The 24,908-nt window shown below is 39.4% G+C and carries 16 protein-coding genes; 6 read left to right on the forward strand and 10 right to left on the reverse strand.

What is annotated here, in order from left to right; genetic code table 11:
- The 4 genes from JMN32_RS21540 to JMN32_RS21555 all read right to left on the reverse strand — a co-directional run bounded on the left by JMN32_RS21540 (position 1) and on the right by JMN32_RS21555 (position 8,999).
- A complete protein-coding gene (locus JMN32_RS21540; RefSeq protein ID WP_202858451.1) occupies positions 1 to 2,235 on the reverse strand; it encodes an exopolysaccharide transport family protein in 2,235 nt (744 codons plus the stop codon).
- Between the two features lie 15 nt (positions 2,236 to 2,250).
- Positions 2,251 to 3,540: a PD40 domain-containing protein gene (locus JMN32_RS21545; protein WP_202858452.1), complete on the reverse strand. Its 1,290-nt coding sequence runs from the start codon at positions 3,538 to 3,540 to the stop codon at positions 2,251 to 2,253.
- A gap of 29 nt (positions 3,541 to 3,569) precedes the next feature.
- The gene (locus JMN32_RS21550; RefSeq protein WP_202858453.1) at positions 3,570 to 4,589 is read right to left on the reverse strand and encodes a PorP/SprF family type IX secretion system membrane protein; all 1,020 of its coding nucleotides are present in this window, start codon (positions 4,587 to 4,589) and stop codon (positions 3,570 to 3,572) included.
- A gap of 303 nt (positions 4,590 to 4,892) precedes the next feature.
- Positions 4,893 to 8,999 carry an MBG domain-containing protein gene (locus JMN32_RS21555; RefSeq protein ID WP_202858454.1) on the reverse strand — a complete coding sequence of 1,369 codons (4,107 nt, stop codon included), beginning with the start codon at positions 8,997 to 8,999 and terminating at the stop codon, positions 4,893 to 4,895.
- 286 nt (positions 9,000 to 9,285) lie between these two features.
- Here JMN32_RS21555 and JMN32_RS21560 point away from each other — a divergent pair, with 286 nt between their 5' ends.
- From JMN32_RS21560 to JMN32_RS21575, 4 genes are all read left to right on the forward strand, one after another.
- Positions 9,286 to 10,467: a glycosyltransferase family 2 protein gene (locus tag JMN32_RS21560; protein WP_202858455.1), complete on the forward strand. Its 1,182-nt coding sequence runs from the start codon at positions 9,286 to 9,288 to the stop codon at positions 10,465 to 10,467.
- Positions 10,468 to 10,654: 187 nt separating this feature from the next.
- Positions 10,655 to 10,891, forward strand: a complete 237-nt coding sequence (locus JMN32_RS21565; protein ID WP_238354581.1) for a hypothetical protein — start codon at positions 10,655 to 10,657, stop codon at positions 10,889 to 10,891.
- On the forward strand, positions 10,860 to 11,591 hold the full coding sequence (locus JMN32_RS21570) for a tetratricopeptide repeat protein (protein ID WP_202858457.1): 732 nt from the start codon (positions 10,860 to 10,862) through the stop codon (positions 11,589 to 11,591). The genes JMN32_RS21565 and JMN32_RS21570 overlap by 32 nt, the downstream gene beginning before the upstream one ends.
- Positions 11,588 to 12,589: a glycosyltransferase family 2 protein gene (locus tag JMN32_RS21575; RefSeq protein ID WP_202858458.1), complete on the forward strand. Its 1,002-nt coding sequence runs from the start codon at positions 11,588 to 11,590 to the stop codon at positions 12,587 to 12,589. Before JMN32_RS21570 ends, JMN32_RS21575 begins: the two co-directional genes overlap by 4 nt.
- Here the strand turns inward: JMN32_RS21575 and JMN32_RS21580 are convergent, their stop codons facing one another.
- A complete protein-coding gene (locus JMN32_RS21580; protein WP_202858459.1) occupies positions 12,590 to 13,234 on the reverse strand; it encodes a TetR/AcrR family transcriptional regulator in 645 nt (214 codons plus the stop codon).
- Between the two features lie 104 nt (positions 13,235 to 13,338).
- Between JMN32_RS21580 and ggt the strand changes: the two genes are divergently transcribed.
- Positions 13,339 to 15,033, forward strand: a complete 1,695-nt coding sequence (gene ggt / locus JMN32_RS21585) for a gamma-glutamyltransferase (protein ID WP_202858460.1) — start codon at positions 13,339 to 13,341, stop codon at positions 15,031 to 15,033.
- 111 nt (positions 15,034 to 15,144) lie between these two features.
- On the opposite strand, the gene JMN32_RS21590 is transcribed toward ggt, so the two are convergent.
- From JMN32_RS21590 to JMN32_RS21605, 4 genes are all read right to left on the reverse strand, one after another.
- Positions 15,145 to 18,408 carry a carbohydrate-binding protein gene (locus JMN32_RS21590; protein ID WP_202858461.1) on the reverse strand — a complete coding sequence of 1,088 codons (3,264 nt, stop codon included), beginning with the start codon at positions 18,406 to 18,408 and terminating at the stop codon, positions 15,145 to 15,147.
- 620 nt (positions 18,409 to 19,028) lie between these two features.
- Positions 19,029 to 20,615 carry an OmpA family protein gene (locus JMN32_RS21595; protein WP_202858462.1) on the reverse strand — a complete coding sequence of 529 codons (1,587 nt, stop codon included), beginning with the start codon at positions 20,613 to 20,615 and terminating at the stop codon, positions 19,029 to 19,031.
- 18 nt (positions 20,616 to 20,633) lie between these two features.
- The gene (locus JMN32_RS21600; protein ID WP_202858463.1) at positions 20,634 to 21,482 is read right to left on the reverse strand and encodes a universal stress protein; all 849 of its coding nucleotides are present in this window, start codon (positions 21,480 to 21,482) and stop codon (positions 20,634 to 20,636) included.
- A 13-nt stretch (positions 21,483 to 21,495) separates the two neighbouring features.
- Complete coding sequence (locus JMN32_RS21605; RefSeq protein ID WP_202858464.1) at positions 21,496 to 22,113, reverse strand: DNA-3-methyladenine glycosylase; 618 nt, start codon at positions 22,111 to 22,113, stop codon at positions 21,496 to 21,498.
- A gap of 79 nt (positions 22,114 to 22,192) precedes the next feature.
- On the opposite strand from JMN32_RS21605, the gene JMN32_RS21610 reads away from it, so the two are divergent.
- Positions 22,193 to 23,059 (forward strand): DUF2911 domain-containing protein, encoded by an 867-nt coding sequence (locus tag JMN32_RS21610; protein WP_202858465.1) that lies wholly within the window; start codon positions 22,193 to 22,195, stop codon positions 23,057 to 23,059.
- 86 nt (positions 23,060 to 23,145) lie between these two features.
- Here JMN32_RS21610 and JMN32_RS21615 read toward each other — a convergent pair whose 3' ends face one another.
- Positions 23,146 to 24,861 (reverse strand): sodium:solute symporter family transporter, encoded by a 1,716-nt coding sequence (locus JMN32_RS21615; RefSeq protein ID WP_202858466.1) that lies wholly within the window; start codon positions 24,859 to 24,861, stop codon positions 23,146 to 23,148.
- Positions 24,862 to 24,908 lie beyond the last annotated feature (47 nt).

A 24,908-nucleotide genomic window follows, 5' to 3' on the forward strand; every position in this document is an offset into this window, starting at 1 on the left:
TTAGATTTTAAGATTTTCGTTCTCCACTTTGTTGAGCACTGCTCCCATTAAGCGCCCGTTCAACGATTTCAGGTAGCTTATGGATTCCTTATCCTGTTGCTTTATGGTTGACTCAGCAGAAAACACAGGCAATACGATATCAACATATTCAACCAATTCTTTTGTGTCAGGGAAATCATTAAGTGCAGCACCTTCCATTAAAATATAATCGTAATTCTGCTGGAAGGTCTTAATCATCTTCTTAAAGTCCCTTCCCGCCAAAATCTCCATCGGTGAGTTGGTCGACGGGTTACTACCAATAATATCTATATTCCTATGACCTGTAGGATGAATGATCTTCCTGGTAAAATCCTGATCTTCCTGCTCTTCATCATCTACCGGGATTTCTTCATGATTAGGAGCATTGATCAAATAGTTCTTTCTGCGCTTCTCTCCTTCCTCCAACATTTTGTGAAAGTTAGGTTTTACAAGCAACTGCTTTGTGAGCCCATTATTTTTAAAGTTAGTATCAATGATGAGTATTTTCTTCTTAATGAGACTCAGTGAGTATGCCAGGCAAAGAATAAAAAATGTTTTCCCCTCACCAATTTTGGTACTAGTCACCAATACGGAATGTGCTCCGGAACCTTCTAGTTCAAACCTGATCTTTCTAAGCAACTGCTTAAAAACCACCAGGTCAGGGTGATGATTATTTTCGCTGAAGATATCTGTCAACTTCAGATTCTTGGTTGTAATTCTATTTACAGTACCTGCTAACTGCAGTTTAGTAACCTTCCTGAAATTGTCACTCGTCTTAATTCTAAAATCTACAAACTCCATGAGTACAATGAAAACCACGCACAAAGCAAACCCACTAAACCCCGCCAAAGCGGTGATGATCAAAGTATGTGAGGATTCTGGCTCAAGTGCCGGCTGTCCTTCTTTAACAATTCGTATAGAGCTTCCTAAAACCAAAGAGCGGTTTTTATATTCGTTATACTTATCCAGTGCCTGATTATATTCTTTTGTGGCTAATTCCACTTCCTTAGTAAGCCCCTCAAGGGTAGACTCTTTGGTATTGTGTGAAGATATTTGCGACCTAAGCCTTGCTAAAGTATTATTTATACTTGCCAGGTTAGATTCAGAGATGTTAAGCTGCAGCTCGTAACTATCCAATTCTTCCTGAAGGGCAGCTTCATCCAGCAATGTTGCTTCGGTGCCTAGTTTAGTCATTTCGGTCTGCATCTCATCTCTCAGTTGGGCAATTGTATTCTCAAGCTCCACATCTTGCGAACCACCATCTATATATAGTTGATTGAGCTTATTAATTCTATCCCTGAGCTGAAGTACCTTGGCATTATTACGGCCATTTTTACTACTTGCTTTGTTTAACTTATTTTTAGTCTGCGCAATAGAAAGCCTCAATGCATTGACATTGCCTTCCTCTTCCCGTTTCTTAACCTCATACTCCATAATCTGACTAATCTTCAGATCACTCTCCAATTGTTGATTAAGCACCTGGTTATTACTTTTGAAGTCATTGAGTCTGGCTGTATGTTCATCAAGGATTGTCTTCTTCTCTTCAACCAACTTAGCCAGAAGGGAAACAGATTCATCAGATAATGAAGATTTTAAGTTCCTGTTATACCTTATAAACTCACGACTCAGGGTATTTACCACATAGGCGGATAGCAACGGGTTTTCTGAGGTAAACTCAATAGAAATGAAATCAGAATTTTTTACACGATGTATTTTCAAGCCTCCTTCCTTCAACCAAAAGGAATTGTATTTATATAATTTCAACTGCTCAAGCAACTTCACCTCTACAGAATCGAAGGCAGATAACAATTCTATAGACTTCAATTTCTCCTTGTAGATCTTTATCCACTCCTGTATTTGCTCTTCCGTAGGTCTTTTAATATCCTCATTTTCAGAATAGTCTACCGTCCTAAAAGGTAAATCAGAGTTAAGGTCATGAATAATCAGATTATAAGAAACCAAAGTAACTACCAATTCTGAGTTAATTTGCTCAATCAGGTTATTAAAGTCCTGAGCTGTCTTACCCATATTAAACTTTTCGTCTGTTAACTTCACAGATTCATCTGTGGTGAAACCGGTAGCCAGCTGGGAACTTGACCTGTAGCTCTTAGGCAGGCTTGACATGACTACGAAGGCTACAGTTGCTCCTATTATCGGAATGATAATCAGAAGCCATAAGCGCTTCTTTATTAAATTTATTAGATAATAAATGTTCATTTCTTTACCCGCAATTTAGTTTGGTGGATTAGATATAATAATTAAAACACCTTGCTGCTTTCTTTTTTCAGCGCTTCCTGCTTCGGCACCATACATCTTCCCAGAACTAGTAACATTTATCTTGTCCTCATTAATTCCAGAAAGCTTCAAATAATTTACAATTTTATCCAATCTTTTGTTGTTAACCTCGGCATTTTCATTTTCATCTACAAAACTGAGCAAATTTATTCTAGAGTAACGCTGATAATTCAAATCTTTTACTACATTAGACAATTTTGTTTTCTGGTTTTCGGGTATCTCAATAGACTGGCTGTCAAAGGCAATAAAATGCTCCCTTATGGATTCTCCATTTCTTAGATCTGCCAGTATTTTTCTGGCTTCCTCTATCAGGCTTTCTTTTAATGCAGCCTGAGAGTTTTTTTCAACCCCTACAATACGACTTTGATAAATATCAGACAAGCCTCCTTCTCTATTACTAGAAAACATAACAGTAGAATCAGCCCCAATAGTAAGGTAAGCATCAAAAGCAGAACTGTTTATACCCGGTCCAAGGTTTCTAGGTTTACTCCATACAGTCCAGCTGTCATACAACCGCTCCGATACAAAAAGGTCTGCATCACCAAAACCTCCATGCCCATTACTGGCGAAATACAGTCTCTTTTTATCATCTGACAAATAAGGGGATATTTCATACCCTGAGGTATTAATAGTGGTACCTAAATTGATAGGTTTGGTCCATTGACCACTGTTATTTTTTAAACTCACATAAAGGTCTTCATTCTCTTGAGATTTATCTCCCTTCATAGAAATAAGTAAAACATCATATTCAGGTCCCATATAAAAACCTACAAAATCATTACGGGGAACCCCCTGTATATCTATAACTTCCGGCATTGTCCATTTTCCGTTGTAGTTCGTTGTAAAGGCAATACCTCGACGGTTATTGTAAGTATTGAGAAGGTAAAGCACTTGATTATCATGCTTCACTCCAATTACAGCATTATTATCTTTGTTATTCAATAAACCTATATTGTTGGTCGCCTTACTCCACTCATACCCATTAAACTTCTCGGACATCCAAATATCCATGCCAGCATATTTTCCTCCAGTATTACCCTCATGCAATGCCCTTACAAAATACAACCTCAAACCATCCTGAGACAGCATCGGATTGACCTCCTCAGAAGCTGAATTAATTGAACTATCCAGCTTTACCGGATCTGCAAATTCAAAATCCTGGGCGTAGCTGGCAAAAGTTATTCCGGCAAATAAAAAAATGGTGAATATTAAACTCTGATTATGCATCTAACCTTTGATTAATTCCATATCTCCGACTACCATAGCCTTGCAGGAGTAGAATACTTGTTAAAAATGGCTATCCCCAATGTAAACTCATGATTACCAGTGGTAAATTCCTTTAATTCATTAAAGTAATAATCATAAGAATAGTTAATACTATATCTATTTTCAAAGGTCAAACCAAATAGTAATGAAGCTTTAACATCGTTCTCATATGCCAACCCCAGATATATCATTTTACTATATCGAATACGTGCATTTGCTTCCCAGGTAACACCGTGGAGGTCACTATAACTCAAGCGCCCACCCGGATAAAAATTAATAATTGGGCCTAAATCAATTTGAATCCCAACCAGAGCATGGTAAGAAACATCTCTATCGAGCTGCAAAAGTTCTCCCCCACTCATATTTTCTGATACCAGATTAGCAGAAGAGAAGCCCATGTAAAATTTATCACTATAGAGAGCGATTCCAAAGTCCCCAACAAACTGCTGCAGCCTCCCCCCATTGGAGCCCTTAAGTCTATCAATAAATGGATCACTCTCCTCTCTAAATGTGTAACCATCCAGATTAACATCATAGTTAATGTATCTCACCCCCGTACCCATGGATAAACTTAAACTACGAGATAAAGGTAGGTGATATGCATAATTGACGTTGGCGGACATAGATTTGAAAGGCCCCACAGTTTGTGAAGTAACCATGCCTCCTATCCCGTGCATTCGTTTTAATGAGCCTGAATTGGCCACCTTATCATACGCCTCGGGACTACTAATTCTCAAAGAGTTGTTTTTAAACACAGTAGGTGACGTTCTTCCCAATGAAGCATACCCACTCAGGTAGATTGAATTATTTTTATCCTCAAACCCATTCCAACGTTGCCTGAAGGCACTCTTAACATCAAGGTATGGCTCCATACCAGTAAAACCAGGATTTACCGAAGGCAGGTTTAAATAATATTGCGTAAAAGTCTGTTGCTGACCATATCCATTAAAACCAAGGATAACCAGGCCCAAAGAAAGTAGCCAAACTATATTTTTCCTTTTACCTATCATCTTAATAATGTCACCATTCCACTGTCATTAAATATCGTAATTGAGATTACAGAATAAAGCAGCAAATTTACAATTTTCTAATGATCATTTACATTATCCATATTTGATATAAAAACATTTACAATATTAAGTTCAGGAAAACAAATATTCCATGAAGCAAGCTTAATCCAAGCCGTCAGCTTCCACAAAAGCGCAAATAAACTTAGGTTAAGTGACAGTCGGAAAGGTCTTCAATATCCAACTCTTATTGTCAAACAATCAAAATTATTAAAAGTTATAATGATAAAAATCTATTGTTTTAACCTATTTTAAAATAGTTACCGTACCCTGATACTTACGCTTTCCATGATTAAGGTCAATGGTGTAGAAGTAAGGCCCCACGGTCAGAGGCTTACCATTGTAAGTCCCATCCCACTGACAATCCTGTGTAGAACATGAAAAAACCTTTACCCCATTCCCATCAAATACTGAAATTTTGATCTCAGAATAAAAACTTAGGTTATCAAAATACCAAGTATCATTTGCACCATCAGCATTAGGGGTAAACGCATTAAATATTTTGACATCAGGAAGTACCTCGGCGATCTTGATCTGCCTGACAACCTTATTACTTACCTCAATACCATCACTAACGGTAACTGAAACACTTTTATTAAGAACATCAGTAACCCCAAGAACAGTATTACGATATTGGATCTTTGCTAAAGCATCCTCATAAACAGACCTGTTATCAACGCCGGTTAATGTCAATACTCCTTGCGAAACATCAAAACTGCCAGTAATAGTAGTATTTAAAATATTATCAAAAATCAGCATATCCTCACCACTGACATACCCTGTTTCAATTTTTATAGTCGCTCCTGCCATATCAATATTGTCAACATCATTAATGATCAACATCTCTATTATCTCACGAGCAGGGTCGCCCTGACTGTAATACAAAGTATCGTCTGAGTGTGTAAGAAATGGCATATCATTTACAGGGATCAGATCAATTGTAGCCTTGGCTTTCTGCTGAGACCAGTTAAAACCATCATAGGCACTCCAGCTAAAGCTTGTTTGTCCGCTTTGATCTTTAGGGCCTGTATAAATAAAACCGCTAATGGAACCTCCCGTAACCTGAATTACATCCCCTGGTTTTATGGCAACCCCCTTCCACTCAAAACTTCCCATCAAATTTGGCAAAGATTCTACTCTTATCTTGCTGATATTATCACCATCAGCATCCTGATAACCTGAATTAAAGTCACTAACACTGAGTGAATACCTCTCATCTTCATTAATGGCAAGAGCTATATCACTGATTTCGGGTAATCTATTAATGCCAATAGTATACGACTGTGTTGAAAACTCTCCAAGCTCATCCGTAACCGTTAAAGTCACCAAAAAGTCACCTGTTACATCTGAAGGCACAGTACCTGACAATACAGCCGTTCCATCACCAGCATCGTCGAGAGACAACCAAGGTGCGGAGATACTTCCTGTTATAGTTAAAACATCACCAGCATCAACATCCTGAGTTGTAACATGGTAGATATACTCATCTCCTCCAACCACACGAATATCTGAAACGCTGCTGGTAAATACCGGTTTATCATTTATTGGGTTGACAGTGACTAAGAAATAACGCTCAATGCTATTTTTCACCATAGCACCATCATCTTTAACCAGTACAGTAACGGTAGCTGTACCATAAGCATTTGGTGCTGGCTGAAAAGTTATTGTCGCGGAAGGCTCTGGGCTTGTATAATTGATAGTAAATCCCTTAATGAGATCAGTGTTATCTGTGGAAGCTGTAACTGTCAATGGCTGGCTTTCCCCATCCCCCGCTGATATGCCACTTAATGGAACTGTAACAGTACCACTATCTTCATTCAATGGGCTAGGATCTGCTATAGGATCAAGTGTAGGCGGATTATTTTCATATTGCACTGTTATGCTAAAAGTCTGAGTAGCACTGGCCCCTCCTGCATCCTGTACCTTCAGGCTAATAGGGTAAGCCAGGTTATTGGTTTCATTCACAGGATGAATCCCCGTCAATGTGGCGGTGCCATTTCCATTATCAGTAAGACTAAGCCAGGAAGGTAGAATAATTGTTGAAACTATTGACCTGCTATCTCCAACATCAACATCAGCTGTTGAAATGTTATACGTATAAGTAACACTTTGCTTTGCCGACAGCACAGGAGAAGAGGTGAACTCAGGTGTATCATTGGTGTTGGACACTACAATACTGAACGACTGGTCGGAAGAAACACCAAAAATATCGGTCACTCTCAATAACACCGCATGATTACCCACATTCGAATTAACCGGTGTCCCCTGCAGTGTGGCGGTGCCATTTCCATTATCAGTGAGCGACAGCCAGGAAGGCAATGTTGGTGCCGTGATCGTCCTGTTGTTGTCATCCGGATCACTCGTAGTGATATTGTAGGTATATGAATCATCTTCAGCTACTGAAGTTACGGGAGTGGAAATAAATGCAGGTTGCTCATTGGAAGCCGCAACAGTAATTGTAAAATTTTGGGTATCCTTATTCCCTTTGTCATCACTCACCTCCAAAGAGACAAAGTGATCTCCAATATCAGAAACCCCAGCAACTCCACTCAATTCACCAACTCCACCTTCTTTATTTGTAAATGTCAACCAGGCAGGTTTAAACACATTTGTATATGTCAACACATCCGAAACATCGGGATCAATGGCTACTGGCTGATATAAATAGCTTTCACCCTGTAAAATACCAGTTATGGGTATAGTTGATATTTTGGGGTTATCCTGAACCGAAGCTATACTAACATGAAACTGCTCCTCAACCAATAACCCTCCGCTATCAGTAACTCTGATAACTATATCTGCATCTCCATATTGATCTGCAGCGAAACCAATAATCAGCCTTTTTGCTGCATTAATAAACAAGTTACTAAACAAAGAAGGGTTGGAATTACTTTCAATAGTATATATCAGAACATCATCATTATCCTCAGGATCATCAAAAGCCTGCTTAAGATTTATAACAAAATTGGCAGCATCCTCATTAACGTTAACATCTAATATCCCTGATGAAGTTGGGGGACCATTAATTATTAAGGTATTTGTAGCCGATCCACTATAGTTGGTCTCACTAACAGTAACCACCACCGTATAGGTACCTACTGCAGATGGCACGGTTGTAGAACCGTTATAAGTAATGACCGTACCAAGCTCTGCCGGTATAGTGGTTACCGTTACAGGTTTTGGGCTACCATCATAATTTTGCTCAAGGCTTGAAATAGTTACTGAGGCTGTGGCCTGGCTAATTGTAAGTGTAGCACTGGATGATCCCATATAATTTGGTGTATTGACAGTACCTTCAACAGCATAGCTTCCCGCATTTACAGGAGCTATTGCTGAGTCATTATAAGTGAAATTTACGGTTAGTCCTGAAGGGCTTGTGGTTGCTGAGGCATTTTTGGAAGTTCCATCATATACAAACGACAAACTACCAAATGTAATTGTGGCAGTTGCTTTGCTGATGACAAACACATCACTGGCTGCCCCTGTATAATTAGGATCACTAACAGTTGCTACAACATTATAACTCCCTGCATTTGTAGGTGGTGTCGCTGACCCGTCATAGGTAAACGACAGAGAAAGGTCTGCTGGATTGGTGGTTGCAGTCGCTAATTTGGGGTTTCCGTCAAATACTACACTTAATGAACTGAACGTAACTATTGCCGTAGCTTTTGTTATTTCGAATGTTCCTGATACTGAACCTTCATAATTGGCATCATCTATACTCACCTCAAGGGCATAAATACCTACACCCTCAGGAAGTGTAGTGGAGCCGTCATAGGTAAAAACCAGATTAAGTCCGCTTGGGTCAGTAGTAGCGGTAGCTGACTGACCGGTACCATTATAAACTACACTAGTAGTACCCAGTGTTACAGTTGCTGTGGCCTTGGTTATTTTGAATGTTCCTGATACAGAACCTTCATAATTGGCATCATCTACACTCACCTCAAGAGCATAAGCACCTACATCCTCAGGAAGTGTAGTGGAGCCGTCATAGGTAAAAACCAGATTAAGTCCGCTTGGGTCAGTAGTAGCGGTAGCTGACTGACCGGTACCATTATAGACTACACTCGTAGTACCCAGTGTTACAGTTGCAGTAGCTTTATTTATGATTAAAGTAAAAGACTGGGTATCATTATTTTCTGGAAAAAGAACTTCTCTAACTATTAATTCAATAGGAAAACTACCGGTCTCAGTGGGTGTTCCTTCCAGCACAGCGGTCCCGTTCCCATTATCCATCAGGGTTACCCCTCCTGGTAAAACACCAGATGAAAGCAATATCTCGCGATCAACATTCTCCTGACCTCCAGTAGTGATATTATAAGTATACATTGCATCAAAGGTACCCGTCTCCACAGACGTACTTGTAAACGCCGGGGATTGAGCCCATACAGAAACAGTCAGACAGCAAAACGTCACTGCTAATATTAGAAATCGTATGGTTGTACTAACACTCAAAATCTTTGTAAATTACTGTTTTTCAACAACAAATTTAAAATAATCAAACCTATTTTACCTTTGATACATAACATTTTACTTAAAAAAAGAGCTAAAATTTTGATTTCATTATATCATAAACCTTTTTTGCCGATATTTTCTCTCATTGTATTAGATTAAAACTATTAAATATAAAAAACTCTTAATGAAGGAACTCGTAGAAATTTGTTTTTGGATTTGCATATTCATCGTTGTCTACGCTTATGTTGGCTACGGATTTCTGCTTTTCCTTCTTGTCAAAATTAAAAGGGCTTTTGGAGCCCCCAAGATTGCTCCGAGTATTTCTAATTACCCAGAAATAACTCATGTCATTGCTGCTTACAATGAAGATGAGTGTATCAGGCAAAAAATTGAAAACTCTCTTAACCTGGACTACCCTGCAGATAAACTCAAAGTACTAATAGTTACTGACGGATCTACTGACGAAACCATGAATATTATTAAAAGTTATCCTCAGGTGCTACACTACCATGAAGACAACAGAAACGGCAAAATCGCTGCAGTAAACCGTGTTATCAGGTTTGTGAAGTCTCCGGTTGTTGTGTTTTCAGATGCTAATACCACGCTGAATGATGATGCAATCAAAAACATAGTCCGTCATTTTAACAATCCTAAAGTAGGTTTGGTTGCAGGCGAAAAGCGGGTAATATCAAAAAATGCAGATGGTGCCGCTGCTTCAGGAGAGGGCTTTTACTGGAAATACGAATCTAAGCTTAAGCAATGGGATTCCGAATTACATTCAGTGGTTGGTGCAGCCGGAGAACTCTTTGCTATAAGAACAGACCTATTCGACCCTGTTGATGAAAATATCATTATTGAGGACTTCTATATCTCACTAAAAATAGCCATGAATGGCCGCAAGGTAGAATATGAACCCGCAGCTTATGCCATGGAGTCAGGTTCCGCCTCAGTAAAGGAAGAACTAAAAAGAAAAATAAGAATTGCCGCCGGAGGTATTCAAGCCATAGTTAAGCTCGCCCCTCTACTTAACATTTTTAAATATGGCATGCTAAGCTTTCAGTATATTTCTCACCGCGTACTACGGTGGACTTTGGCTCCATTAGCACTGCCCGTTATATTCTTTACCAACTTCTACCTGGCACTCAATGGCAGCCAACTCTATCAACTTATATTTGAACTCCAGGTCTTATTTTACTTATTTTCTGCTATTGGGTGGGTCCTACAAAACAATAACCTGAAATTCAAAATCTTCTTTATTCCCTATTACTTCAGTATGATGAATTATGCCGTTTACAGAGGTTTTCTCAGATATATAAAAGGTACACAGTCTGCTGTTTGGGACAAGGCCAAAAGAGCACAAGCTTAAAGCTTCAAAAGACCTGATAAAGAAGAAAATGCCAATTAATCTTTATTCAAGGATAAACCTCTTCCATTTTTCAATAAAATAGGTCTTCTTTACGTTTTGATATTTGAGCTACTTGAGACAACTACTTACCATATCACTCTTGATCATTGCAATATTAATTGGCTGCAATAAAGCTAGTTACATTACAGTGAAACATGTAAAGCCGGTAAACCATAACCGCTACTACAACAAAAAGAAAGACAAGCGAAAAAAACGGGTAAAGTATGTTAAAGTAAAAATACTTAAGCAGTCCAAAGCCGTAAAACCTCCAAAAGAAAAACCTCCTAAGAAGAAAAAGATCAAGGAAGAAGAAATTAAAGAAACGGAAAAAAGTATTCCGGACGAAACGCAAAATGAATCAGACAGCACAGGACTACTTTATTAGAGGAATGGCCTCATGTAAGAGTGAAAATTTTATAGAGGCCGTAGAATTTTTCAGTCAGGCTCTTTCCATGAACTCCGGCCATACGGAAGCTCTTTACAACCGGGCAAAGTCAAACTTTAAACTTCAACGGTTTGATGAAGCTCTGACCGACTTTAGTAATTTGATAGACCGTCATCCGCAAAATGCTTTTTACTTAAGCGAACGGGCAGTTGCATACCACCTATCAGGTGACAATGAAAAAGCATTGGAAGATCTTAACAGAGCCGTCGAACTTGAGCCTAACAAACCATTCAGGTATTCTAGTCGAGCATTCATCAAAGAGCGTACCGGAGACCTTAAAGGGGCAATTGAAGATTACGAAAAGACAATAGCACTCGACCCTGAAGATGCCATTGCTTTTAATAATAAAGGGCTTGTTGAAGAAAAACTTGGATATAAAGAAAAGGCACAAAAAAGCTTTGATAATGCAGACCGACTAGATCCTGCATACGACAATGAGAAAATTAAGAAGCATGAACCTCCGATGCCAAAGTCACCTCCACCAGAGCAAAAGCAATCTGAGGCAGACGAATATGACGACCGACAGGAAAAGTTAACCATAAAGAGTTATTTAAGTCTGGTTAAAAGGATAATCACCACAAAATCGGAAAGAAAGGAGTTTAAGGTTTTCCTAAAGGGGGTCCTTAAAAAAAAGGCTTGAAAGTATCAGTTATCCTTCCTGTTCATAATGCTGCAGAGACGATCAAAAGGGCTGTAAGAAGCATTCTTAACCAAACTTTTGCTGAATTTGAACTGCTTATAATTAATGACGGATCTACCGATAATACCTCCAATATGGTTAATCAGTTAGCCTCAACTGACAATCGCATAAAGTATTATACCCTAAGTCATCGAGGCATAGCCCGCTCACTCAATTTTGGAATTAAAATGAGTTCTGGCAATTATATAGCCCGAATGGATGCCGATGATGCTTCCTACCCTAGACGTATTCAACAGCAATTTGATTATTTGGAAAAACATGCAGAAGTGGGGTTAGTTTCAAGCCTTGTAAAGCATATTGGCGATGCTGATAAAAATAAAGGCTATGCAAAGTATGTTGAATGGATCAACAAGCTAACAAAATCGGAACAAATAGCTTCAAAACGGTTTATGGAGTCCCCTTTTGCTCACCCGTCCGTATTTTTTAGAAAACAGCTGGTCAACAAATATGGAGGTTACTCTGAAGCTGATATACCAGAAGATTACGAGCTTTGGTTGCGCTGGCTCCACCACGGAGTAACTATGCACAAAATCAATGAAGTACTTCTAGACTGGTATGATACCCCTGAAAGACTCTCCAGAACTGACCTGAACTATAGCAATGAACGCTTTTATAAGGTCAAGGCACTTTACCTGCTGAGGTACTTAAAACAACAGTTTCTAAAAACTCCGGCTATTTATATATGGGGAGCAGGCAGAGTGGTAAATAACCGGACTAAACCCTTGCTTGCATTAGGTCTTAATATATCCAAGTTTATTGATGTGAAAGTAAGGAAGGATAGTAAGTTCCTACACTATTCACAGGTTCCTTCACAGCCAAGTCCTGGTGCTTTTATAATCCTTTGCTATATCAGTGACAGAAAGGGCAAAGTTGAAGTTTACAATTTTTTACATAATAAGGGATACGAGGAAGGTCGAGATTTCCTTATGATGGCATAATCAGCTCAACCCTTTAAGCAGGTTATCTATATTTCTCCTAAATAAGACCTTGATAGGGCTAATCTGCTCCAGATGAGCGGTTACAATAGAGCCGTACAATACAGTAATGAAAAGATTTGCCAATTCTTTAGTATGACTTGATAGCGTTATTTGCTTTTTAAAAATTGCCTCAAGCAAAAATTTCTCCATCATCTGAGGAATGGACATAATCTGTATCTTATCCAGATAGATCTCATTAGGGTAAAGTATCCTCCTTTCAACAGGCTTCAAGGGAAAGGGAGATGGCGGACGTGTAAGACTGGTAAAGTAGCTTACCAGGCTCAACATTAAGCCAGGATTACGCTCGAATGTATCAGCAACTTTATCAAAAAGATATAAAATCCCATCGATGCCCTCTTTAGGATTATGGTAAAGTTCCACTGCCCTATCCAGACACCAGGTTCTTAAGAAATAAAGAAGAATATGATCTTTCTGCGGAAAATATTTAAAAAAAGTTACTTTAGAAATTCCTACCCGATCGCAAATATCATCAACATAAAGTTCTGTAAATGACTTTTTACCAACGAGTTGCGTAGAAGCAATCAATATATCAACCTTTATTCTGGCAGACTTTTTGGCCCTAACCCCTACTTCTATAGTTTCCATAATTGATTTCCAATATAATGTTATTCCCCGAATTTATGCAGTCAAACGATCGATAATTCTTACAATAAAGGATTATATTAGAAATTCCAAAAATACAAAACCTAATGAATATCAGATCAATAATGTTTTTGGCAGTTATTTGCCTGTTTAGTTGTCAGAAAAAAGAAGCTGCTAATGAACTTCCTCTCACCGGCGTAATAGCCGATAACGCTATGGTTGTTTCTGCTCATCCATTGGCTTCCAAAGTAGGGCTTGAAATTCTAAAAAATGGAGGTAATGCAGTTGACGCAGCGGTTGCTGTGCAGTTTGCTTTGGCTGTAGTGTATCCAGCAGCGGGGAATATAGGTGGCGGTGGCTTTATGGTTTATCGAGACCATGAGGGTAATACTGATGCTCTGGACTACAGGGAGGCTGCTCCCCTGGCCTCCTCTCGAAATATGTACCTAAATGAGCAAGGTGAGGTTATTGAAAAACTCAGCCGGCTAGGTCACCTGGCATCGGGTGTGCCCGGAACCGTAGACGGCATGGTAAAAGCTCACGAAAAATATGGCCAGTTGTCATGGGAAACCCTGGTACAGCCAGCTATTGACCTGGCTCAGAATGGCTTTCCGTTGACGGCCATTGAAGCATCCAGTCTCAATGATAACATTGAGACCTTTAAAAAATATAATACATCACAGCCATCCTACTTACTCAGAGATTGGCGTGAAGGTGATACTCTACGATTAGAAGACCTGGCAAATACCCTGGAACGTATAAGAGATGCTAAAAGAGCGGGATTCTACTCAGGTAGGACTGCTGACCTTATTGTAAGAGAAATGAACCGTGGCGGTGGTATCATTACTTATGAAGACCTTACCAACTACCACGCTATGTGGAGAAAACCTACTAGTACCTCCTATAAAAGTTACAAGATCATATCTATGCCTCCACCATCAAGTGGTGGAATTGCCCTTTCACAGTTATTGACCATGATAGAAGATATACCGATTGCGGAATATGGGTTTCAATCGCCCAAAGCAATTCATTATATGGTTGAAGCTGAGCGGCGGGTATATGCGGATCGAGCCATGCACTTAGGCGATCCGGATTTCTACCTTGTACCAACAAAGGAATTAACAGACCATAACTACCTAAAAATCAGATTAAATAACATAGATAAAAATTTAGCTACTCCAAGTGACTCTATAGCTGCAGGTGAGTTTTCGCTTTATGAATCTGAAGAAACGACACACTATTCAATAGTTGACAAAGAGGGTAACGCTGTAGCTGTTACAACTACACTCAATGGCAGCTACGGCTCTCATGTTGTTGTTGACAGTGCAGGCTTCCTTTTGAATAATGAAATGGATGATTTTAGCGTAAAACCTGGCTTCCCAAACATGTACGGGTTAGTGGGTGGAGAGGCCAATGCTATTATGCCACTAAAGAGAATGCTAAGTTCAATGACACCAACTATTGTTGAAAAAGAGGGCAGTCTGTATATGGTAGTAGGTTCACCAGGAGGTTCCACAATAATCACCTCTGTTTTTCAAACTGTACTCAACGTAATTGAATTTGATATGAATATGCAACAAGCTGTATCTGCAGGTAGATTTCATCACCAATGGAAACCCGACGTTATTTTTGTAGAAAAAGACAAATTAAATGAAGAAGTCTTAAAAAAGTTGTCTGAAATGGGGCATAAAATTGAGCAAAGGAGACCTATTGGCAGAGTGGATGCAATTCTGGTAACTCCTGAGGGTAAATTGGAAGGTGGTGCAGACCCTCGTGGAGATGATATGGCCATTGGTTTTTGATGGGATAAGTTAACTGCCTTTATCAATTGAAGACATAAAAACGGGAAGGTCTTAATTAATTAAATTACTACCTTCCCGCTTTATATCGTACAGTTTACTGTAAACAGTTAATTAATTTATTAACAATTTTCCTGTATTCACAGAGCCATTTGAGTAGGTTTTTATAATACAAAGCCCTTTAATTTCCGGAACGGTAATCTCTACTCTGGCTTTACCATCAACAAAAGTACTTGATACCAACCCTCCTGATGCATTATAAACCTCAACAAGATAGATTGGATCTTCTCCCTGAACAACTAGTTGACTCCCTGCTAATACAGGGTTTGGATATAAATTAAAACCTGTTGTTACTTCTCTTATAATTTCATCTTCACTATAAGCTTTTCTTGAAGATGATGAACCGCAGCCTGCTGCTTGAGGGTCAACACCTTCTACCTCCATTTTATCAATATTACCTAACGCTGCTGATGTTATTGACTTCAACCTGATAGTATGTGTTCCGGCAGGAAGTGTAACTGCAACTGTTGAACTTGAATTTTCGGACCAGTCTGTCCATGTGCCTGTTACCTCAAAGTTTGCCGAAGCCACTTTGGTACCATCCACCAGCACATCTCCGGGTCTTGCTGCAGAACCTCCATTGGCATATCTCCATCGAAGTATATAAGGTCCACTGGATGGAATGCTTACAGACCAGGTAACTCCATTACCAAGTGAGTTTGATGTGTTGGCAAAACCAGTGCCGGAAAACCCCGCGTTGTCATTATCTATTCTACCATCTACGCTACAAAAACCGGTTTCCTGTTCCTGTATGGTAAGTGTTATATTTGTGGCTAATGCTACAAACTTGAACCAGTTAACGTTGAAGCCTCCACCGCCTCCGAAAACAAGATACAGGTCATGTACACCACTTACCCCACTTACATCGCATGACTGCGTTTCATATACTTGAGAGCCTCCTGTAGAGGCAACATTAAGTACCCCCACTTCCTCACCATTAATACCGTCTAGTCTGAGACTGATAGTTCCAGCATTTCTGGCAATTCTCGCGTCAAAAGAGCTGGCTCCGTTTCCAAAATCAACATTACTGAACCTGATCCATTCGCCATTATCAATATAACCAACATTTAATCCACCTTCTCCACATGCTTCTGTTCTAACCCCTGACATCTCATCATAATCTTCTGCCTGAATAATACTGAAAGCATCATAAAAACCTGATGATACCATGGTTAAGTTTACACTTAAGCTACTTTGGGTACCACAGCTATTTGTAAATGTAGCTATATAGACCCCTGTCTGCGAGGCTTGGACATTATTTAAATCAATCTCCCTTGACGATGCTGAATACCCATTTGGACCACTCCAACTCCATGTACCACCACTGGTGGGCTGTGGCCCGAATGTTACATTATCACCTTTGTTTACACTTGCTGATTTAGTTTGTGTCCATGCTCCTCCGTTTATCTGCACATATGACGTAAGCGGCGAAGCAGCACATACACTAATAGCACTTGTAGCAGCATGACCTCCATCATTAGTAGTTACCGTAATCGTTGCTGAGCCTTTTGCAATGGCTGTTACCAGCCCACTTGAACTCACACTGGCTACTGAAGTATTGCTTGAACTCCACTCCACATTATGGTTAGTGGCATTGGAAGGACTTACAGCCGCGGTGAGCTGCACCGTATTTCCTACTTCAATATTCATACTACCTGGTAAAACCGATACGCCTGTTACGGAAATCGGCGAAATCTCTTCCTCTTGTACTGATACCAAAGAGCTTTCATAGCCAACAAGCATAGCTTTGAACGGTTGATTTATTTCGTGCAAAGGATCATCTACGCTATCGTCAAAAGTCCATTTCAAGTCTCCCCCATTCATACGGCCAGCATAGGTCTTCACAATATTGGGCACATTATTAGGTGAATCAGGTTTATAACTATACATTGATGGATCGGTATCGAAATTACTGTAGGTGTTGCTCCCCTTACTACTCTTTACAGTCTCCGGAATTTGCTCATCCCTCGATGTTACCAGATATGCATCAAAATCATCAGGCCTTTCTGTCTGATAAATAAGCTGCCTTGCTTCTAATATCATATTGTTATAAGCTTTAACAATACCTCCATTTTGAGAACCATTAGGCCAAATTTCACGGTTAGTACCCTGCATATTGATCATCATTGGGTACGGACAATGCCTGTAATAATTTGCTTCAACAAAAGCTGACGATGCCTCAGTACTTAACAATCCCATTCCGGCAACTCCATCATAATAGTTATTATATACATGGGTTGTTGCCCAGCAAAGGCGTGGGTGTCTTGAATCTGAATGATCGAACCAGTTGTGATGATAGGTAAACCTAATCGTGTTAGTCTCTGTAGCTCCGCCGGCAAATGTTGATTTACCGGTATCCCAGAAATGATTAAACGAGATCGTAATATTGGTCGTATTGTATTTCATATCTATGGAACCGTCACCTTTAACCTGGTCGGCATCTGGGCCCGGAGTTCCATAAAACAAGTCATTATTGTGTACCCATACATGAGAGTTATTGGATTCCATAGCGACACCATCATCTCCAAAAAGCATGATCCCAAAATTTCTGATTTCAATACTTCTCGACCTTTTAGTATAAAAACCATAACCATAGACAGTGGCATCATCACCTACCCCTTCAATGGTAATATTTTCAATAAGCCTATCCGTTGTATTTGCTCCAATAAAGAAAATAGAATTGCCACCCTTCAAACCAATAACATGTTTTGCCTTTACCTGGCCAATCATCCGAATGATCAATGGTGTCTTGTCATAGCCTTTGCCTTTGGCTCCCAAAATATTAATAAGACCACTGACTGATACTGCCTGGCCCTTGTCATTGATCACTTCACATTTTACTGTATTAGCATTGTCAGCTGTTACATAAATGATCTTTGCTCCACTTTTGGGTGTCCCGTTCATGTTATATGCACCAGGCACCACGTTATTTGTAAAGGCAAACCCTTCCCTCACATGAGATCTTACAGCAAGAGTTTGTGTAGTAGATGCTAATGATGAATTCTCCACTCCTGAAATTACCGGAATTACTTTTATAATATAATTTCCTGCAGGAATACCCAAAACATCCGCACGATAGTATGAACCATAACTACGAATAAGAGGATTATCAATTTTACGATTGGAGAATCCGCCTCCCGTATAGTAGACATTATACCGCTCAGCATTTGAAACGGGAGTCCATTTGACATAAGCGGACTCTAGCCACCCTCCGGCCTCCTTTATAGAAACCTGTGCATTCGCCATCGGTATAGTTAAAACCATAAGCGAAATCAAGCCAACAAAAGGCCTGAGAGTTCTTTTAAATAAGTTTTTCATAAGCTTTAATTAAAGGTTTACAGGGAAAAAGCTTAAAACCAGCCTCCCATTTCCAATTGGTTTATCAAACTTCATTGGGTGCTTACCAGACTTCCGTAAAGAGGTTAGTTACATTGAAATGCTTCCTCTGACAACACCCAATAGCAAAGTCTATCAAAAATTAATGCCTGCCTTTAATCGATCTCAAAATTTACCACGCAAGGCCAAGAGAATTGAGTAAAAGTGTTAACCTCGTAAAAGAGGTCAACGCTTTCTATAACTATTTACTTTTTATTAAGCCACTTAAGAAAGTGAAATTAAAGCTTCTCCACTTTGCATTTTCCGTTAAAAACTTTGCTAAAGGCTTTCTGGCAACAAAAGTCTATTGCGATCTCATATTGTAAGCCCGAATGAAGAGTAACCACTAGCATACAAGAGGGAGATAATACTCCCATGAAACATTAAATACTGTTGAAATATTGAATTGCAAAAATGGAAGCCTACACTCAATCAGGAGTTAATAAACTTTCATGAAGCATAGATAGTATCCCCGCAAGATGTAAGGGTGGCGCTTAAAGAAATATAAGTTGATCCCTGTAGAGATTAACTTTCTTCTATGGTGGTGAAGTTTATAGCTTATATTATTCCTTAACAATAGTGAACTCCACTCTTCTATTTAATTTTCGTTTTTCAGGATCATCATTGTCTGCAATGGGTTTGCTACCTCCATAGCCTTTTCCTGAAACTCTTTTAGAAGAAATTCCATGTTTTATAAGGTATTGCTCTACGGCTTCTGCTCTTTTTTTAGAGAGTCTAAGATTATGCTTGGGTAATCCACGGTTATCGGTATGCCCCTCAAGCCTGATTTTCATGGATGGGTTTTGTTTCATCAGATCAATTACCAAGTCGAGTTCCTCATATGAGCTTTCAAGTATATTTGATGTTGATTGCTGGAAAAGTACGTTTTCGAGCTTCACCGTTGTACCAACCGAAATAGGCTGCAGCGTGTAGTTCACCTCGACCAGCTTCATTTCATTTGTATAAACATCGAGACTCTCTCGTTTGCTTATGTATCCTGGGGCATCTATTCGGATTTCATAGGTTCCTGCAGCAGGAATACTCAAGGAGTAATACCCATTATCATCAGCAGCAGGCACCTCTTTTTTATAGTTCCCTTTTCTCTCTACTGTCACAATAGCAGCGATATGCATTTTAGTATCTGCATCTAGCACCTTACCATATACCGTAATTGCATTAGGGGCTGCCTCTATCGTTTCCTTCTCAACCTCCACTATCTGCACAACAGTATCCAATTGTTCAGTAGGTTCGGCTACCTTCATGAGGGAATCTACTGGTTTTTCTGTATAGATTTTCAAGTCACTATAACCATCACTGTTTATGGTGGAAGAATACAGAGCAAAATTTTCGTAAGTTCTATAATACTTTTCCCTACCTTTGGTATTGACGTGGTCTAAAGGTGATGGGGTACTCCAACTCCTCCAGCTATCATCCAGTCTCTCTGACATAAAAATATCACTACTCCCCTTTCCCCCCAGGCCGTTGGAGGAAAAATATAAGATTTTGCCATCATCAGATAAAAAAGGGGAGAATTCCTGAAACGGAGTATTAATGGTACTACCAAGGTTCCTTGGTTCACCCCAGGTCCCATTTTCCTTTTTGAGCATAATGTACAGGTCTTCACCTCCCTTTGTACCATACGACTCAAGTGACATAACCAAAACCTTCTCATCCTTGGAAATATAACCTCCAAAGTTATCTGATAAATTTTTATAGTATGGGATATTGATATCTTTTGGTGAAGACCAGCCTCCCCCCTGTTTGGTAACTTTTGCAATGCCCTGAGTCCTTACTATCCCATTAGATTCAGTATAATGATTATGCAGATACATGATAGAGCCATCTTTCGAAAAGCCAATCACACCATTCCACTCCTTATTATTAAGGTTTTTGGCATTTTTGGGCGTTGACCACTGATGATCTACCATCAGCGTGCTATACCAGATATCACCCTTATCAATTACTCCTCCAACATTACCAGGGTGATGGCTCCTTGTAAAGTATAAAGTCTGACCATCCGGACTGAGGACGGGGTTCTGCTCATCATAAATACTGTTGATATTAGCAAATACACGATCTACACTCTGAGCGATTAAAGAAGTTGCACATAAAACCAACACCAGCACTCCTGAGATACTCTTCCTTATCATATAAGAATTCAACGAAAGTCAGTCAATATTATTATTTTCTAATTTAAGCACTAAGAACGGCTTATCGGTAGAATAAGACAAGGTTTTGGTAAGGCTTTTATGAAACATACTATCAAGGAACCCTCGTTGCTTTCTATAAACCACCAAAAGGTCACTTTTTTCATCCTGCATAAATTCTTCAATGGCCAAACCAATATCGTTTTTAAACCTTTTGTTAACGAAGTTTATCTTTCCATATTGAATAAAGCTCTTCAATTCCTCTATAAAATTATTATAGTGCTCCTCATCATCACGCAAATTAATATGCAGCACGCTTATACGGGCATCAAAAAGTGTGGCAAAAGAAATTACCTCCTGAATGGCCATCTTATCCTCCTTCATAAAGTCAGAGGCATAAACTACTTTATTAAAGCCCTGGTAAATCGCATCTTCTGGCACGCAGAGTACGGGAACCTTAGCTTTTTCTATTATATCCTCAGTGTTGCTACCTACAAATACACCTCTAACACGACTGATGCCAGTAGTACCCATTACTATAAGATCATACTGTTCCTCGGTGATCATATCCGTTATACGATCTGTAAGCTCCCCAAGAGCTATATGATACTCACAGTTGAGTAACCCTTCAGACTTGTAATCTGCATTAATCTGATCCGCCAGTTTTTTAAGCTTTGTAGTGGCCATTCCCAGCAGTTCTTTAAAAGATCTGCCTATGGAGGCTTCTCCAACTATTTCATTGAACTCGTGTTCAGTAAAAATATGTACAAGTGTAACCGTTGACCGAAACTTCTTGCCAATTTCTACGGCAAACTCTATGGCATTAAGCGAGGAATCAGAAAAATCTATGGGACATAATATCTTATTCATTGATACAAATATACTATTTAGAACATAAAATTTTATAAGTGTTATTCCCTTTGCTTACCCATGGATTATTTTTTATAGTAAACCTCCATGGCAACAAGGCATCTTCCTGTGCATAGGCTACTCCAATCCTGGGGGACTCATCTATAGCTCCAGCGTCAAAACCACTATCCTCCAGCCATATATCATTATCAAAGAGGCTAAGCTTATCATGTTTCAGGGTTATACCCAAAGCCTGAGATAATTTACCCGGACCGGAGGTTAGAGCGACTCCCCCTTTATCCCGACCCCTGCGATACAGCATAGTCTCCATTCCTTTTATTGGCTCCACTGCACGTATCAAAACAGCTTCGGCAGTTCCTTCTCTATTGGTAACAATATTGAATAGTTTATGTATTCCATAGCACAAATACACGTAACAAGTTCCCCCTCGCTCAAACAAGGTCTCCGTACGCGCTGTTCTTCGATTGTTATAGGCATGGCAGGCCTTTTCGGTATAAGAATATGCTTCTGTCTCCACAACAATTCCGGCGGTCAGTTGTTCATCAAAATTAGTATAAAGGGTCTTTCCTAAAAGCTCACGAGCTACTGTTGTTACTGACTCTCTCTGAAAAAATGATTTATCAAGCTTCATCACCTATCCTTGTTTTATTGTCAACAAAATTCTCTAATTTTCGTTATCAATTTTGAAATTTAACCAAACCATATTTAACATGAAAAAAACATTACTAACAGCCTTGGCATTATTTTGTTTTATTGCAGGTGCCATGTCTCAGATCAATACCCCACAACCAAGTCCAGCCGGGTCTGTTTACAGTAAAGTTGGCCTTACAGATGTGACTATTGATTACTTCCGACCAAAAGTAAAGGGCCGAAAGATATTTGGAGAAGGAAAGGATTATTTACAGCCCTACGGTGAAACCTGGAGAACAGGAGCAAACTCTGGATCTAAACTGACTTTAAGCACTGATGCTGTAATTGCTGACACAAAAGTTCCTGCTGGAGAATACTTAATATTTACTGTTCCTGGTAAAGACTCCTGGAACTTCATGCTTTATTCCGACCTCAGCATTGGTGGTAACGTATCAGCCTATGACAAAAAGAATGAAGTGTTGAACATTTCTGTAAAACCAACTTCACTTAGCCAAACAGTAGAAACTTTGACTTTCAACATTGCTGATATCAGCGAAGACAATACTTCTGCAAACATCCAGTTGTCTTGGGACGATGTATCTATCAAAGTTCCTGTAAAAGTAGAGTTTGATGAAGTTGTAATGAAGGATATCGCTGCCAATACAAAGGTGAACCCTTCTAACTATATTGCCGCTGCAAATTATTACTACAATACAGACAAAGACCTTAATCAGGCTTTGGAGTGGGTTAATATGTACCTTGCTGAAGGTGAAAATTCAAAGCAATTCTGGAATGTACACTTGAAAGCTCAGATACTTGCTAAGTTAGGCAAGAAAAAAGAAGCTATAGAAACTGCTAAAAAATCTATGGAGGCTGCGAAAGCATTTCCTCAAGGAGATTTTGGTTACATAAAAAGAAATGAGGATCTGATTGCCAGTTTGAAGTAATCCATACAATAACCTTCAAAAAAAACCGGCAGAAGTTAAATTACTTCTGCCGGTTTTTTTATCTATCCACTCAATAAACTTAAAACCTACGATGCCATCGAAGAGTCTTTATTACCATTTGCACCTGACATAATTAGTTGAAGTAACACCGAGATCAATACAACCAAAGTGCACCCTATGGCATTATACCACAAATAACTAATCTCAAAGGTGTAGAAGCTCATAATCACGATTAATTGAGCAATGACAGCGGCCAAAAACACTGCATTACCCTTAACGAACTTCACAAAAAAGGCCACAAGAAAAATTCCCAGGATAGTACCATAGAATATTGACCCCAAAATATTAACAGCTTCAATAAGGTTTTCTAAAAGTCGTGCAAACAGCGCAAAACTTATGGCTACCACTCCCCAAAAGGCAGTCAAAAGCTTTGATGCTATCAAATAGTGTTTATCTGAGCCATCTTTCTTAATAAGTCTTTTATAAAAGTCAACAGAAGTTGTAGAACCCAGAGCATTAAGTTCCCCTGAGGTAGATGACATGGCTGCAGAAAAGATAACAGCCAGCAATAAACCAATTACTCCTTTAGGCAGATAATTCATAATAAATGTAAGGAATACATAATCAGAATCCTTGGTTTCTACCTCTGGGTTATGAGCCTGCAACAGGTCCTTTAACTCTCCTCTTATCTCCTTTGCTTTGGCATCACTCTGACGCACCTCAGCAGTTAATGAAGCCACTCTTTCGACCTCATCCTTATCCATCGCCACTACCAGATCTTCTAACTGCTGCTTTTTCTCTTCAAAATTCTGGCTATATGCACTTTCAAGCTGTTCCACCTCATCGCGGTATTCAGTGCTATAGATCTGTTCCATTTCCGCCTGTTTAAAAAACAATGGAGGCTGTACAAATTGATAAAATACAAATACCATTACGCCCACAAACAGGATAAAAAACTGCATTGGCACTTTTAAAATGGCATTAAAAATCAACCCCAGCCTACTTTCAGCCACCGATGTGCCCGTCAGGTAACGTTGCACTTGCGATTGATCCGTCCCGAAATAAGAAAGTGCGAGAAAAAGTCCCCCCGTAAGCCCGGTCCAAATGGTATACCTTCTTTCCGGGTTAAATGAAAAGTCAACAGCTTCCAGTTTCCCCATTTTACCGGCAATATGAACAGCATTATTAAAAGAAAGGTAATCAGGAAGATGATCAATGATCATAAAAAAGGCAATAAACATTCCTGCCATTATCACTGCCATCTGATATTTCTGAGTAAGACTAACCGCTTTTGTTCCGCCTGAAACAGTATAGATAACCACCAGTATACCTGTAATTAGTATAGTCAGAGAAAGGTCCCACCTAAGCATAGTGGACAGGATAATGGCCGGCGCATATATGGTAATACCGGCTGCCAGGCCTCGCTGTACGAGAAACAAAAAAGCTCCCAAAGATCTTGTTTTCAGGTCAAACCTACTTTCCAGAAACTCATAGGCCGTATAAACCTTTAGTTTATAAAAAATAGGAATAAACACCGCTGAAACAATAATAATAGCTATAGGAAGCCCGAAATAATTCTGCACGAATGCCATTCCTGACTCATAGGCCAGTCCTGGGGTCGATAAAAAGGTTATTGCACTGGCCTGAGTTGCCATAACAGACAACCCTATTGTTCCCCATTTCATTGAATTATCACCCAGCAGGTAGTCATTGATATTCTTACTACCCCTGCTCTTCCATACACCATATACAACTATAAACAATAATGTACCTAAGAGTACCGTCCAGTCAATTACGCTCATGAATAATGATTAGTGAAAAGGTAGAAGAGTATGATTAAAAAAACTAA

It is taken from the genome of Fulvivirga marina (genome assembly GCF_016775155.1).
Lineage (GTDB): Bacteria > Bacteroidota > Bacteroidia > Cytophagales > Cyclobacteriaceae > Fulvivirga > Fulvivirga marina.